This is a genomic window from Neoroseomonas eburnea (genome assembly GCF_018129005.1).
GTDB lineage: Bacteria > Pseudomonadota > Alphaproteobacteria > Acetobacterales > Acetobacteraceae > Neoroseomonas > Neoroseomonas eburnea.
Genome location: NZ_JAAEDL010000014.1, coordinates 103,000 through 116,354, shown reverse-complemented (window position 1 = coordinate 116,354; position 13,355 = coordinate 103,000). Strand labels below are relative to the sequence as shown.

At 71.8% G+C, this 13,355-nt stretch carries 13 protein-coding genes; 4 read left to right on the top strand and 9 right to left on the bottom strand.

Annotated elements, in window-relative coordinates:
* Window positions 1-108: 108 nt before the first annotated feature.
* Window positions 109-1,539 (bottom strand): amidase family protein, encoded by a 1,431-nt coding sequence (locus GXW74_RS15315; RefSeq protein WP_211847382.1) that lies wholly within the window; start codon window positions 1,537-1,539, stop codon window positions 109-111.
* Window positions 1,540-1,894: 355 nt separating this feature from the next.
* Window positions 1,895-3,241, bottom strand: a complete 1,347-nt coding sequence (locus tag GXW74_RS15310) for an RsmB/NOP family class I SAM-dependent RNA methyltransferase (RefSeq protein ID WP_211847381.1) — start codon at window positions 3,239-3,241, stop codon at window positions 1,895-1,897.
* A 72-nt stretch (window positions 3,242-3,313) separates the two neighbouring features.
* Here GXW74_RS15310 and GXW74_RS15305 point away from each other — a divergent pair, with 72 nt between their 5' ends.
* The 4 genes from GXW74_RS15305 to GXW74_RS15290 all read left to right on the top strand — a co-directional run bounded on the left by GXW74_RS15305 (window position 3,314) and on the right by GXW74_RS15290 (window position 6,837).
* Window positions 3,314-5,002 (top strand): glycosyltransferase family 39 protein, encoded by a 1,689-nt coding sequence (locus GXW74_RS15305; protein WP_211847380.1) that lies wholly within the window; start codon window positions 3,314-3,316, stop codon window positions 5,000-5,002.
* On the top strand, window positions 5,003-5,635 hold the full coding sequence (locus GXW74_RS15300) for a DedA family protein (protein WP_211847379.1): 633 nt from the start codon (window positions 5,003-5,005) through the stop codon (window positions 5,633-5,635). It abuts the gene before it with no gap.
* A 107-nt stretch (window positions 5,636-5,742) separates the two neighbouring features.
* Window positions 5,743-6,231: a redox-sensitive transcriptional activator SoxR gene (gene soxR, locus GXW74_RS15295; RefSeq protein WP_211847378.1), complete on the top strand. Its 489-nt coding sequence runs from the start codon at window positions 5,743-5,745 to the stop codon at window positions 6,229-6,231.
* A 69-nt stretch (window positions 6,232-6,300) separates the two neighbouring features.
* Window positions 6,301-6,837 (top strand): DoxX family protein, encoded by a 537-nt coding sequence (locus GXW74_RS15290; RefSeq protein WP_211847377.1) that lies wholly within the window; start codon window positions 6,301-6,303, stop codon window positions 6,835-6,837.
* Window positions 6,838-6,915: 78 nt separating this feature from the next.
* Here GXW74_RS15290 and GXW74_RS15285 read toward each other — a convergent pair whose 3' ends face one another.
* The 7 genes from GXW74_RS15285 to GXW74_RS15255 form a co-directional block, all read right to left on the bottom strand.
* The gene (locus GXW74_RS15285; protein ID WP_211847376.1) at window positions 6,916-7,317 is read right to left on the bottom strand and encodes a hypothetical protein; all 402 of its coding nucleotides are present in this window, start codon (window positions 7,315-7,317) and stop codon (window positions 6,916-6,918) included.
* Window positions 7,314-8,144: an exodeoxyribonuclease III gene (locus tag GXW74_RS15280; RefSeq protein WP_211847375.1), complete on the bottom strand. Its 831-nt coding sequence runs from the start codon at window positions 8,142-8,144 to the stop codon at window positions 7,314-7,316. Before GXW74_RS15280 ends, GXW74_RS15285 begins: the two co-directional genes overlap by 4 nt.
* Window positions 8,144-8,830 (bottom strand): fumarylacetoacetate hydrolase family protein, encoded by a 687-nt coding sequence (locus GXW74_RS15275; protein WP_211847374.1) that lies wholly within the window; start codon window positions 8,828-8,830, stop codon window positions 8,144-8,146. Before GXW74_RS15275 ends, GXW74_RS15280 begins: the two co-directional genes overlap by 1 nt.
* 365 nt (window positions 8,831-9,195) lie before the next feature.
* Window positions 9,196-9,996 (bottom strand): gamma-glutamyl-gamma-aminobutyrate hydrolase family protein, encoded by an 801-nt coding sequence (locus GXW74_RS15270; protein WP_211847373.1) that lies wholly within the window; start codon window positions 9,994-9,996, stop codon window positions 9,196-9,198.
* 390 nt (window positions 9,997-10,386) lie between these two features.
* Window positions 10,387-11,052 (bottom strand): LolA family protein, encoded by a 666-nt coding sequence (locus GXW74_RS15265; RefSeq protein ID WP_211847372.1) that lies wholly within the window; start codon window positions 11,050-11,052, stop codon window positions 10,387-10,389.
* Window positions 11,053-11,439: 387 nt separating this feature from the next.
* The gene (locus GXW74_RS15260) at window positions 11,440-12,111 is read right to left on the bottom strand and encodes a DUF2459 domain-containing protein (protein WP_211847371.1); all 672 of its coding nucleotides are present in this window, start codon (window positions 12,109-12,111) and stop codon (window positions 11,440-11,442) included.
* A 186-nt stretch (window positions 12,112-12,297) separates the two neighbouring features.
* Window positions 12,298-13,284, bottom strand: a complete 987-nt coding sequence (locus GXW74_RS15255) for a Bug family tripartite tricarboxylate transporter substrate binding protein (RefSeq protein WP_211847370.1) — start codon at window positions 13,282-13,284, stop codon at window positions 12,298-12,300.
* Window positions 13,285-13,355: the final 71 nt, after the last annotated feature.

Below are 13,355 nucleotides of genomic sequence, written 5' to 3'. Positions count from 1 at the left end.
CACGGTCCCCTGCACCCGCGAATACCAAGATGTTGGTTTCCAAAGGCCTTTCGGCCTTTGGCGGGGAGAGTTTGAGAGGGGCGGCGCCCCTCTCAACCCCGCAACCGGTCACCCGCGCGGATCGATCGGCGTCGGCATCGCGCAGGCGGCCTCGATCACCTCTGCCGCGTCGAGCGCCAGGTCCTCCCGCCAGCGCGGCGCGATGATCTGCACGCCGACCGGCAGTTCCACGCCGTCCTCCGTCGCCGTGCCGGTCGGAACGGATACGCTGGGCAGGCCGAGCAGCGGCGTTGCCAGCAGCACCTGCTGCGCGCGGTAGACGCCGTCGAAGCCCTGCTGCCCGGCGACATCGAGCCCCTGCGGGAAGGGCAGCGCGCCGGAGGTCGGGCACAGCACCAGCGGCCGTTCCGCCAGGAAGGCGGCCCAGGCGCGCTGATGGGTGGTGCGGCGCGCCAGGGTGCGCAGGAAACCTTCCAGACCGTGCGCCGGCGTGTGCGCCATCATGTAGCGATAGGTCGCTTGCGCGCCCTCGTCGCCATACTTCTCGAAGTTCTCCTTCATGAAGATGCCGGCCTCGCCGTGGCTCAGCGCGTCCCAGTCGCGGGCACAGTCGGCGAAGCCGGGCGGGGAGACCTCCTCCACGACATAGCCGGCGGCCTCCAGGATACGGCCGGCCTGGCGCACCGCGTCCGCCACCGCCGGATGCACGCCCGTTCCGGCGGGATCGCAGGCGAGCGCGACACGGATCGGTCGCGCCGGCGGCGGGCCCTGCAGCGGTGCCGGCATCCACCAGGGGTCGCGCGCATCGCCTGCCGCCATGGGGCCGAGAGCCAGGCGCAGGTCGCGTATGCGCCGCGCCAAAGGTCCCTGCGTCGACATCATCTGGCCCGTGATCGGGCGTTCCTGCGCCATGGTCGGGTTGAAGGCCGGGATGCGGCCGAAGGAAGGTCGCAGCCCCGCGATGCCGCAGGCATAGGCCGGATAGCGCACCGATCCGCCGAGGTCGTTGCCGTGCGCGATCGGCCCGATGCCGGCCGCCACCGCGGCCGAGGCGCCGCCGGAGGACCCGCCCGGCGTGTGGGCGGCGCTCCAGGGGTTCAGGGTGCGGCCGTGCAGCGCGTTCTCGGTGAACCAGCGCATGGACAGGGCCGGCGTGTTGGTGCGCCCGATGATGATGGCGCCGGCCCGGCGGAGATTGGCGACGACGGCGCTGTCGGCCGGCGCGATGAGATCCTTCCAGGGCACGCAGCCATTGCTGGTCGGCAGGCCTTCCTGGTCGACGTTGATCTTCGTGGTGACCGGAACGCCATGCAGCGGCCCGACCTCCTCGCCACGGGCCAAGGCGGCGTCGGCGGCATCCGCGGCGGCGAGCGCCTGGTCGGCAAGCACCAGGACCACGGCGTTGAGCGCCGGGTTCACCGCCGCGCAGCGATCGAGGACGGATCGCACCGCCTCGCGCGCGGAGACGGCCCGCAGGCGGATGGCGCGGGCCAGGTCGGTGGCATCCCAACGCCAGAGGTCGGAAGGCAGGTGCTGCATCATCGGATCCTTGCGCTTGGAGGGATCGACGGAAGCATTCCCGGGGGAAGATGCCCAGGGGGGTGGTCGAGAGGGGCGCTGCCCCTCTCGAACTCTCCCCGCCAAAGGCCGCAGGGCCTTTGGAGACCAACACCTTGGTATCCGCGGGTGCAGGGGACCGTGTCCCCTGCCGGGGGAGTTCGAGGGGGCATGGCCCCCTCGATTCTTCCATGGCGCACCCGCGCCGGACTTATGCCGGCCAGCCTCTCGGCTGACTCGGTATCAGAGCCTTGGTCTCGCGCGGGGCCGCCCCGCCAGCCCCACGCGCCATACCGCTGAACCTCGCCGATGAGGTCATCGGCAAGGTTCGGCGGCACTACTCGCCGCGCCGGAACCGCGCCGCGAAGAACCCGTCCATCCCACCGCGGTCCGCCCACAGGTCCGGCCGCGTGCGCAGCCAGCCGCCCGGCGTGATCGCTTCCGGCAGGCCGGGGAGTTCCGCGGCAGCAAAGGGTTCGTGCACCAGGCCGAGCGACGCCGCGCGCGGGATATGCGCCTCGCCTTCCTCCGGCTGGAGCGAGCAGGTCGCGAAGACGATCCGACCGCCGGGCTTCAGCATCCGCACGGCGGCTGCAAGGAGCCGCGCCTGTGCCTCGGCCGCCGCCTGCACGTCGCGCGCGCGCTTGGTATGCGCGACATCGGGGTGGCGCCGGATCGTGCCGGTCGCGGTGCAGGGGGCGTCGAGCAGGATGGCGTCGAAGGGCTCGGGCGGCGTCCATTCGGCGACGTCGGCGCGGACCACCTCCACCGGCAGGCGCAGACGGGCGAGGTTTTCCGCCAGTCGCGCCACGCGGCCGGCATCGCGTTCGACCGCCGTCACGGCCGCGCCGGCAGCGGCGAGCTGCGCCGTCTTGCCGCCGGGGGCGGCGCAGAGGTCGGCGATGCGCTCGCCGGGCTGCGGCTTCAGCAGCAGGGCGGGCAGGGCGGCGGCGGCGTCCTGCACCCAGAAGCGGCCCTCGGCGAAGCCCGGCAGGTCGGTCACGCGGGTGCCGGCGGCCATGCGCCAGGAACCGGTGGGCAGGTTCTCGGCGCCCTCGGGCACGCTGGCGCCGGGGGCGGGTGTTAGGTCGAGCGGAGCCGGGCCGCGATGAGCCTCGGCGATCGCGCGCACCGCCGGACCGTAGGCCGCGTGCCAGGCGGACCAGAGCCAGGCAGGCGTGTCGAGCCGCGGCGCGTCGAGCCCTTCCAGCGCCGCCGGCCCTTCCGCCGCGACCTTGCGCAGCACGGCGTTGACCAGGCCGGCGAAGGCCTTCGGCGCCAGCGCGACGGCAGTGGCGACGGCGGCATGGGCCGGCGTGTCCAGCAGCAGCAGCTCGGCGGCGCCGATGCGCAGCGCGTGGCGCGCCGGCGGCGGCGGTTCCTTGCGCAGGAAGGGGCTCAGGATCTCGTCGATGCTGCCGAGCCGCCGCAGGACCGTCGCCGCGATGCGGTGTGCCGCCGCGCGGTCGCGCGGGTCGAGCCTTTTCGGCAGATGATCGAGGGCGTCTTCCAGCGGCTTGCGCTGTTCGAGCGTTGCGTCCAGCAGGTCGCGCGCCGCTTTCCGCGTCGGCAATCCGGGCAACGGCTTATGGCCAGTGGTGTTCAATGTCTCACGCGGGGTCCGGGGGGGCGCGCACGCCCCCCGGCGGCTCTGGATCCCATGGCAGATGCCTGCATCTGCCATGGGATCCCGGTGCGGGGGTGGCGCCCTGCCTTCATGGCACCCAACGGTTCCGCGTGCTAGACGCCCCGCGCGATGCGCGCTGCTGCTTTCCTCGACCGGCTGCCCGAGACGCGACGGCCGGCCCTTTGGCTGGTGCTGTTGTGCGTCCTGCTGTGGCTGCCCGGCTTCTTCACCATCCCCGCCGGCGACCGGGACGAATCCCGCTTCGCCCAGGCCACCCGCCAGATGGTGGACAGCGGCGACTATGTCCGCATCCGCCTCGGCGAGGTCGAGCGCAACAAGAAGCCGGCAGGGATCCACTGGGCGCAGGCGGCCGTGGTGCATGGGCTGGAGGCCGTCGGCATTCCCGCGCGCGGATCGATCTGGGCCTATCGGCTGCCGTCGCTGATCGGTGCGCTGATCGCCGTGCTGGCGACCTGCGCCTTCGGCCGCACGCTGGTCGGGCGGCGGGCGGCCTTCGTTGCCGCGGCGATGCTCGCCCCCTGCATGGTACTGCTGGTCGAGACGCATATCGCCAAGACCGATGGCGCGCTGTTGGCGGCCGTTGCGGTGGCGATGGGGCTGATGGGGCGGGCCTACATGGCGCCGGGTTCCTTCACCGCGCCGCAGGCGGCGGCGTTCTGGGCCGTGCTCGGGGTCGGGGTGCTGCTGAAGGGGCCGATCGCGCCGATGGTGCCGCTGCTGGCCGGCATCACTCTCGCGGTGATGGACCGGCCCGCCGGGGCGCCGCTCTGGCGGCTGTCCGCGCCCTGGCTGGCGGCGCTGCGCGCGGGCTGGGGCCTGCCGCTGATGGTCCTGTGCGCCGCCCCCTGGTTCGTCGCGATCGGCATCGCCACCGAAGGCCGCTTCTTCGCCGAGGCGATCGGCGGCGACATGCTGGACAAGGTGGGCTCGGGCGAGGAAGCCCATTGGGGCCCGCCCGGCATGTATGCCGCGATCTTCGGCATCACCGCCTTCCCTTCCGCCTGGATCGTGCTGCGCAGCCTGCCGGGCTCATGGGCGGACCGGATGCAGGCGCCGGTGCGCTTCCTGCTCGCCTGGGCGGTGCCGACCTGGCTGCTGTTCGAGGCGGTGGCAACCAAGCTGCCTCACTACACGCTGCCCGCCTTCCCGGCGCTGATGCTGCTCGGCGCGCGCTGGGCGATGGATCCGCTCCGCCAGGAGGCACCGGCCTGGATGCGCTGGCTCGGCAATGCCGCGCTCGCCGGCGTGGCAGTGGGGCTGCCAGCCGTGTTCCTGGGCGCGGCCTTCTACGCGGGACGCGGCATCGAGCCCTTCGCCGTGCTGGGCATCGCCGCCGGGCTGTTCATGGCATGGGCGCTGCTCCGCATGGCGCGGGACGGGCATTGGGCCCGCGCGGCGCTGGCCGGGGCGATCCTGGCGGTCCCGGTCTATGCCTCGGTGATGGAAGGCGTGATCCCGCGCATGCAGGCCGTGTGGCTTTCGCCGCGGCTGGCGGTGCAGGTGGCGGCCGTGGCGCCCGGCCTGCCGGCGGATCGCTTCGGTGTGGTCGGGCACCACGAACCCTCCCTGCAGTTCGCCATGGGCGGCGGCATCCGCCTGCTGCGGGACGGCCCCGCGGCAGCGGCATTCCTCGCCGAGGCCCCCGGCCGCATTGCCGCCGTGAACGACAGGCAGGAATCCGCCTTCCGCGCGGCTGCGGCCGAACGGGGACTGGCGGTGAAGGAGCTCGGCTCGGTCACCGGCCTGAATTATGTCCGCGGGCGCTGGGTCACGCTCTCGCTGTTCAAGGTGGAATAGATGTTCGAGTGGGTGACGAACATGGTCGCCGCGGGCGGCCTCGCCGGCGTCTTCGCGCTGATGGTGCTGGAGAACCTGTTCCCGCCCATCCCGTCGGAGCTGATCATGGCCGCCGCCGGCTTCTCCGCCGCGCGCGGCGAGATGTCCCTGCCGCTGCTGATCGTCGCGGCGGTCGCGGGCACGGTCGCCGGCAATGTCGTCTGGTACGAACTCGGCCGATGGCTCGGCGTCGAACGCTTCCGGCCGCTGGTGGCACGCTTCGGCAAGTGGTTCGCGGTGGAGGAGGAAGACCTCGACCGCGCGACCGACATGCTGCGGCGCTGGGGACCGGTCGCGATCTGCTTCGGACGCATGTTCCCGGGGGTGCGGACCCTGATCTCGGTGCCCGCCGGCATGGTGCTGATCCCGCGCACGGTGTTCTACGTGTGGACGTCGCTGGGCTCGGCGATCTGGCTGACCTTCCTGGCGCTGGCCGGGTTCTTCCTGGAAGAGCATTACGACAAGGTCGAACACTGGGTGGAACCGCTGGCCTGGGTGGTGATCGGGGCCGCGGTGGGCGGGTACGCGGTGCACCTCGCCTACGCCTTCCGCAGGGCACGGCGGCGGCGGCGGGAACAGCGGCAGCAAGGGTGAGCGCGACCGGAGGGGCGCCGCCCCTCCGGACCACCCGGCCCAAGGCCGGAAGGCCTTGGGGAACCGGGACTTCAGGGGTTCCGTCTTCCGCGGCAGGGGGTGACGGCATGACGGACGGCAAGCTCAGGCACGCCCTGACCGTGGGCGATGTCGCCAGGCGCAGCGGCGTCGCCGTCTCCACGGTCCATTTCTACGACGCCAAGGGCCTCATCGAGGGCTGGCGCACGGACGGCAACCAGCGGCGCTACCACCGCGCCGTGCTGCGCCGCATCGCCATCATCAGGATCGCGCAGCGCGCCGGCATCCCGCTCGCGACCATCCGCGACGCCCTGGCCGACCTGCCCCACGACCACGTGCCGGACGCCGCCGACTGGCGCCGCTTCACCGATGCCTGGAGAAGCATGCTCGAGGAACGGATCCTCGGCCTGACGCAGCTCCGCGACCAGATCACGAACTGCATCGGCTGCGGGTGCCTCTCCCTCGAGGACTGCCCGCTGCGCAACCCTGGAGACGAACTCGGGCGCCAAGGGCCGGGCCCGCGCCGCCTGGTCGCCGGCGGGTCGGCGCGCCCGAGGCGGGGCTCCAAACCCGCTTGACCTCAATCATGGTCGAGGTTCTATGGCGGTGTCGGCTCGCGGCGCTCCGCCGCGCGAAGGAGTGCCGACATGAACCACACCCGCCATGGTCCGGCCACGCCCGGCCCTGCCACCGCAAACCGGCCGCAGCGTGGCCCGGCGCGCCGCCCGCCGCGTCCGTGGTGGAAGGCGGGCGGGCCGCTTCCGGCCCTCATCGCGCTGCTTCTTGATTCGCGCAGTTTCGACATCCTGGCGCGCGTCCTGCTGACCTTCGCCTTCTGGACCGGCGGCTTCGCCAAGCTGTTCGACTTCGGGGAGAATGCGGCGATGATGGAGAGCTTCGGCCTTCAGCCCGGATGGGCGGTGAACCTGGTCGTGCTGGTGGTCCAGATCGGCGCGTCGCTGCTTATCATCCTCGACCGCGGCACTTGGCTGGCGGCAGGCGCTCTCGCCGTCTTCACGGTGCTGACGGTGCCGATCGCGCATCCCTTCTGGGCGAAGGAGGGTGAGGATGCCTTCCGCGACCTGACGGTCGCCGTCGAGCATGTCTCGGTCATCGGCGGCCTTGCGGTCTGCGCGATCCTCTCCCGCCGCCGCGCGCTGCGCCATGAGCGCAACGCCTGGTGATGGGTTGCAAGGGCCTTTCGGCCCCTGCCGGGTCCTGGGCGGAGCCCTGGTCGGGTCAGGGGCGAAGCCCCGCGGACTTCACCGCCGCCGCTGCCGTGTCGTCGTCGCCGGTGCTGCGCTGCGGCGCGCTGGCGCTCTGCCCCGCGCCGGTGTCCGTGAATTCCCGGTCGGCCGTGGCGGCGGCGGCGGCCGGCGGATCAGGTAGCGCTGCTGCGCCGGCGACATCACCATCCAGCGCGCCTGCAGTGCCTCCTCGTCCGGGACATCCTCGCCCAGCCGGGTGAGGCCCTGCTGGGCGCGGCGCTTGTGTTCGTCCGAGAGCTCGGCCCAGGCGATCGGTCCCGGCGCGTAGACGCGTTCCGGCTCAGGGTCGGGCGCGGTGAGGACGACGGGGGGCTCCGGTTCGGGCTGCGCGCAGGCGGCGACGCTTGCGGCCAGGGCGAGCAGCAGCGCCCGCCTGCCGAAGACACCCTTGCTCATGCCGCGATCTCCACCATGACCGGGACGTGGTCGGAGGCCTGGGTCCAGCCCCGGGCATCCTTGAGGACGGCATGCCGCGTGAGTCCACCGACGAGATCCTGGCTGACCCAGACATGGTCGAGCCGCCGGCCGCGATCGGCCGCCCGCCAGTCGCGCGCGCGGTAGGACCACCACGTGTAGAGCTTCTGGTCGGCCGGCACGAAGTGGCGCAGCGCGTCGTGCCATTCGCCGCCGCGCTGCCAGGCGGTCAGAGCCTCGACCTCGATGGGCGTGTGGGAGACGACGTCCAGAAGCTGCTTGTGCGACCAGACGTCGTGCTCGAGCGGCGCGATGTTGAGGTCCCCCACCATGATCGCGCGCCTTGCCGGGCGGGCCGCGGACCAGGCGGTGCCTTCGGCGACGAAATCCAGCTTGTGGCCGAATTTCGGGTTCTTCTCCCGGTCCGGGATGTCGCCGCCGGCGGGGATGTAGAAATTGTGCAGCTCGATCGGCCCACCCGGGGCGTCGAGCGAGACGCCGAGATGGCGGCAATCCCCCTTGCCGCACCAGTCGGGGTCGTCCTCCCGCAGCAGGATCGGTCGCTTCGAGAGGATGGCGACGCCGTTGTAGCCCTTCATGCCGCGGACCAGGCGATGCCCGAAGCCGAGAGCGGCGACGCCCTCATGCGGGAAGAGCTCGTCGGGGCACTTGGTTTCCTGCAGGCAGAGCACGTCGGGTTCGAGCGCCGCGACGAGATCCTTCAGCAGCGGCAGCCGGAGCCGCACGCTGTTGATGTTCCAGGTGGCGATGCGCAGCGGCGCGCGCCCGGCGGCGGCCTTGCGCGGCATCAGACGATCTTCGTGCGGACCTCGCCGACGCCCTCGACGAAGCCTTCGAGGACATCACCGCGGACCACGGCGGCCACGCCTTCCGGCGTGCCGGTCATGATGAGGTCGCCCGGGGCGAGCTCGACGAGTTCGGAGAGGTTCGCGATCACCTCCGGCACCGACCAGATCAGCTTCGACAGGTCGGAGGTCTGGGTGACCTTGCCGTTCACCTTCAGCTCGATCTTGCCCTTGGAAGGATCGACGCCGGCAGCCGGAACCAGCGCACCCATCGGCGCGGAGTGGTCGAAGCCCTTGCCCATGTCCCAGGGGCGGCCGGTCTTCTTGGCCTCGTTCTGGATGTCGCGGCGGGTCATGTCGAGGCCGCAGCAATAGCCCCAGACATGCTTGAGCGCGTCGGCGACGGCGATGTTCCTGCCGCCCACGCCGATGGCGACGACGAGTTCCATCTCGTGGTGGAGCGACTTCGTTACGCTCGGATAGGGCATGTCCGCGCCGTTGATGACCACCGCATCGGCCGGCTTGGCGAAGTAAAAGGGTGGCTCGCGGGTCGGGTCGGAACCCATTTCGATCGCATGCTCGGCATAGTTGCGGCCGACACAGAAGATTCGACGGACGGGAAACATGGCATCGCTGCCCTTGACGGGGATCGCGGCGACCGGGGGCGGGGCGACGACATAGGACACCATGCGGGGAGAACTCCGAAACCTGGACGGGAATAGGTCTATACAGGCCCCCGGCCACACCCGGAAGCCATGTGCCCGCCGCCCGCGGTCAGATGAGTCGTCACATGAGGATCGCGGTGCAAGCTCAAGTATTGGACGATGAATTCGCGAGCAGACCGCGCGAAAAGAAGCGCCCGGTCAGGGGGGTGACCGGGCGCCATATTTTATTCCGATCGGAATGGTCGGGCGAGCCGGCAGGGGACACCGGGGCTCGACCACCGGCCTATTGCGGGCCGGTAAAAAAGAATACCCCGCCCAGGCCGCGGAGGCAAAAGCAAAACCGCGACCATCCCGTGACGTCGGTCACCGCCCCCGGGGGGCGGCAGATTTCATTCGGCGGCCTGGGCAAGAACCTCGAGGCCGCGGCGTGCCAACCGCCGCGTGGTGCAGGCGCGCCCGAAGGCATGGAAGATCGCGCGGCTGTCGGCATCCCGTTCCCAGTCGTATTCCGGGTGCCACTGAACGCCGAGAGCGAAGGCCGTCGCGCCCTCGACACGCACGGCCTCGACAGTGCCGTCGGGCGCCCAGGCTTCCGCGACCAGGCGCGGTGCGAGCCGCTGTACGCCCTGGTTGTGCAGCGAATTCACCGCCAGCCGGCCGGCGAGGCGCGACGGCGGGGTGATGATGGCGGCGAGCGCGCCGTCCCTGTCGATGCGCACCGCATGGGCCTTGCCGGTGCGCACGCGCGGGATGGGCTGGTCGGACGGGGTCGAATGATCCATCCGCCCCGGCAGGTCCTGGATGCGCTGGTCGAGGCTGCCGCCGAGCGCGACGTTCAGTTCCTGCATGCCGCGGCAGATCGCGAGCAGCGGCACGCCGGCGGCGATCGCCGCACGGATCAGCGGCAGCGTGGTGGCGTCACGCTCATGGTCCTCGGGCGTGCCATCGGCATGCGGCGGCCCGTCATAGTGGCCCGGCCACACATTGGAGCGGCTGCCGGTCAGGATCAGCCCATCGATATGCGGCAGGAGTTCGCCCGAGAGATCCTCCCCCGCCGCGGGCAGCAGGACCGGCGTGCCGACCACCGGTCCGCGCACGACGCGGACGTAGCTGTCGGAAGCGGCGTGGTTCGGCGTGGCGAAGATGCCGAACGGCTTCTGGCAACAGGAGATGCCGATGAGGGGTCTCATGGAACGCTACACTTCCGCGACGGCATGTCAGGATCAAGGCGTTCCGTGGGAATTTGATGAATGACCGGCATGCGTTGCACGGATGCCATGCAGCGACGCGCCGCCGCTGCCCGCCGGCGGGGCAATGCCGCCCGGCATCCTCGCCAAGGCTTCACCCTGGCAACGAGGCGCGGCACCAGTGGCGCCGCCGAGCGCGCGGCCCGCATGCCGGTGCCGGCTTCGCACGCGTCCTTCCCCCGTGACGAGGATTCATGCCAGCGGCACGAGTTCTCGACTCGTGCCGAGGCCGCGAATGTGGTCCGACGAAGCCGAGAAAACCGGAGGTTTGCGCCCGGCGCCCGAGGGCTCGAAAAGCCTCATGCCAACGGTCGCGAATAGCGGCCGCTGGTATCAGTTCCCCGCGCCTTGCCGCGCGCCGAAGCCGCCCGGTTCGAAGAACATCGGATTGTTGAACTGGAAGAGGCCGGCGGGAAAGCGCAGGCCAGTCTCGATGCGGGAGAGGGTGACGCGCGTCTCCCGCCGCTGCGCGTCCACCACGGCCCATTGCCGCAGTTCGAGCGGGTCGGGGTTGAAGACCAGGGTGAGCCGGCCCTCCCCGGGTTCCGAGGTGCGGAACAGCGTGACACGCAGGAAGCCGCCGGACCGCTCCACCGCCGTGACGGTGACATCCCCTGACAGGCGCACCTCACGCCGCAGCAGGATGCCGAGCGGCGTGGTGCCGGTCGGCAGCGTCGTCGGGGCGCGGAGTTCGCGGTCGTACATCAGGAATTGGCCGGAATCGGCGACGAGCAGCAGCGGCTCGGGCGGGTCGTATTCGAAGCGCATGCGCCCCGGGCGCCAGATCCAGGCGGTGCCTTCGGCCGCCGCCCCGTTCTGCGCGATCTGCAGGAAGCGCGCACGCAGCGTGGTCATGCCGTTCAGGTAGGCTTCGACGCGCGCCAGGTCGGCGCGGTCGCGCTCGGTCAGGGCGGGGCCCTGCGGCGGGGCGGCGGCGCGCTGCGCGAGCGCAGGCGCGGCGAGCAGGAACGGAGCCAGGATCAGGGAACGGCGGATCATCCGCAGCGATGTGGCGTGCGGCACGCCCGGGGGGAAGACCCCATCGGCACGCGCCGGCTCAAGCCTGCGTGGGACGTCGGCGCGGACGGCGGGTCGAAGCCCGGCGCGGCGCCGATGCCGCATGCACCGCGGGGGCCACGGGCGCGTCGGCAGCCGGCAGCGGAGCGGCGGCGAGGGGTGCCGTGGGCCATGCCGGCGGGGGCTCCAGCGGGCGGAGCAGCGCCGTGCGCAACAGCAGTTCGCGGCGGATGGACATGGTCTTGGCTTCCGGAATCGATTCGCGGGCTGGAAGGTGTTGAACGCCGAGATGGTTGCAACTGAACGGCTTCACCATGGCCGAAAGGTGATATTCCGGATCGGCAAGGGACGGCCGTTTAGCCCGGCAGCTCACGGGATTCCCGCGCAAGGGCTGCATGGCAGGGTCGCGGCATCCGATCCTCGGCCTGTGGCGGCCTGGCGTGCCGCCTCGGCATGGAGCGCCGCCATCGCCGCCCCACGCAGGCGAATGCCGGTGACGGGGACGGGCAGTCCCGCTACGGCCAGTGCCCGCATCACCCAGGTGTTGCAGGTGAAGTCCGGCGCGTAGCGCAGGCGGGAAGGGACCAGCAGCCAGGCGCCGGAGGGCGGCGCGGGCGGCAGGGGCGGGTCGACCTGGCCGGCGATGAAAGCGACGATGGCGGCAAGTCCGCCCTCGGGCAGGCGCAGGGTGACGGACTCCTCGGCCCCTGGCGGCACCGGGCCGGACAGGGCGCGCACGGAAACCAGCGCCGACCCGCCGCCGAGCGCCGCAAGCGCTTCCCCCGAGCCGGGCCGTTCCGCCCGCATCCAGGATTCGAGCCCGAAGCCGAAGGCGAAGGTCGGCGCGCCCGGGGCCTCGGCGGCGAAGGGGGCGAGCGGCCCCGCGCGCACCGTGCGCGCGGCGAGGCAGAGGTCGGTGTGCCAGGATTCCGCCGCGACCTTCAGCGCCTCGGCCCCCAGGACGGGCGGCGCGGCGCGCGGCCCGCCCGCCGCGCAGCCCGCGGTCAGCGAAGCGACGATCAGGGTGCGGCGCCGCGTCACCAGCGCCCTTCATCATGTCCCTCCCCATGCTGTCCAGCCTCGCCCGCGACGTGCGCCAAGGTTTCGGTTTCCAAAGGCCTTTCGGCCTTTGGCGGGGGGTTCGAAGGGGGGTGGCGCCCCCCTTCGTCCCGACCCGTTGTCCGACCCGCGCCCCGGCGCAATGATTCAGGGCGCACCCAGGCGCATTCATTCAAGGCGCGCCCCGGCGCGACGCACCACACCCGGCCAGCGTGCCGCCTCGTTCCGCACCAGCGCGGCGAAGCGCTCCGGCCCATGGGCCGTGACGGTGAAGCCTTGCCGCGTCAGGTCGCCCGCCACCTCCGGCAATGCCAAGACCGCACCAAGCTCGGCCGCGAGGCGTGCGATCGCCGCCGGCGGCGTGCCCGCCGGCGCCAGAATCCCTTGCCATGTCACCACGTCGAAGCCGGGCAGGCCGGCCTCGGCAATGGTCGGCACCTGTGGCAGGGCAGGCGCGCGCTCCGCGGAGGTGACGGCCAGCGCGCGGAGGCGGCCGCTGCGGATATGCTCGATCGCCGCGGGCAAGGTGACGAAGAGCGCCTCGATGTGCCCGGCCACCAGGTCCACCACGGCCGGCCCGCCGCCGCGATAGGGCACGTGGGTGAAGGTGATCCCGGCCTGCTGTGCAAAGAGCGCCCCGGCCAGATGCCCGATCGAGCCGTTGCCCTGGGAGGCGACACTGAGCCGCCCTTCGGCCTCCCGCGCCCAACCGACGAAGGTGGCAAGGTCGGTCGCCGGTGAGCGCGGGTTCACGACGAGAACCTGCGGCGCGCGCACGGCCTCGATGATCGGCGCGAAGTCGCGCACCGGGTCGAAGCCGAGCCGTGGGTAGAGTGCCGGGTTGATGGTCAGCGGGTCGGAGCCGACCAGCAGCGTCAGCCCATCCGGACGCGCCCGCGCGACGAGTTCGAAGGCCAGGTTGCTGCCGGCCCCGGGGTGGTTCTCCGCGACCACGGGCTGACCGAGCCGCGGCGTCAGGTGCCGGGCCAGCAACCGGCCGAGGATGTCGAGGCTGCCGCCCGGGGCGACCGGGACGACGATGCGCACCGCTCGATCCGGCGCCCAGCCAGGATCGGCGGCACGGGCTGGGCGGGGGAGGAGAGGCAGGGCACCAAGCAGGGTGGATCGGAGCAGGAGGTCGCGGCGCAGCGTCATGGCGAGGAGGATCCCGTCGAAAGAGAAGTCTGTTCTCTCAATGACACCACATCTTGCAAGAGAAAGATTTT

Excerpts from the sequence above, each read along its gene's own strand:
- GXW74_RS15300 (WP_211847379.1), top strand. The coding sequence starts at position 5,003 with ATGTTCGAGTGGGTGACGAACATGGTCGCCGCGGGCGGCCTCGCCGGC.
- GXW74_RS15270 (WP_211847373.1), bottom strand. The coding sequence starts at position 9,996 with ATGAGACCCCTCATCGGCATCTCCTGTTGCCAGAAGCCGTTCGGCATC.
- GXW74_RS15265 (WP_211847372.1), bottom strand. The coding sequence starts at position 11,052 with ATGATCCGCCGTTCCCTGATCCTGGCTCCGTTCCTGCTCGCCGCGCCT.
- GXW74_RS15290 (WP_211847377.1), top strand. The coding sequence starts at position 6,301 with ATGAACCACACCCGCCATGGTCCGGCCACGCCCGGCCCTGCCACCGCA.
- GXW74_RS15315 (WP_211847382.1), bottom strand. The coding sequence starts at position 1,539 with ATGCAGCACCTGCCTTCCGACCTCTGGCGTTGGGATGCCACCGACCTG.
- GXW74_RS15280 (WP_211847375.1), bottom strand. The coding sequence starts at position 8,144 with ATGCCGCGCAAGGCCGCCGCCGGGCGCGCGCCGCTGCGCATCGCCACC.
- GXW74_RS15310 (WP_211847381.1), bottom strand. The coding sequence starts at position 3,241 with ATGGCAGATGCAGGCATCTGCCATGGGATCCAGAGCCGCCGGGGGGCG.
- GXW74_RS15285 (WP_211847376.1), bottom strand. The coding sequence starts at position 7,317 with ATGAGCAAGGGTGTCTTCGGCAGGCGGGCGCTGCTGCTCGCCCTGGCC.
- soxR (WP_211847378.1), top strand. The coding sequence starts at position 5,743 with ATGACGGACGGCAAGCTCAGGCACGCCCTGACCGTGGGCGATGTCGCC.
- GXW74_RS15275 (WP_211847374.1), bottom strand. The coding sequence starts at position 8,830 with ATGGTGTCCTATGTCGTCGCCCCGCCCCCGGTCGCCGCGATCCCCGTC.
- GXW74_RS15305 (WP_211847380.1), top strand. The coding sequence starts at position 3,314 with ATGCGCGCTGCTGCTTTCCTCGACCGGCTGCCCGAGACGCGACGGCCG.
- GXW74_RS15255 (WP_211847370.1), bottom strand. The coding sequence starts at position 13,284 with ATGACGCTGCGCCGCGACCTCCTGCTCCGATCCACCCTGCTTGGTGCC.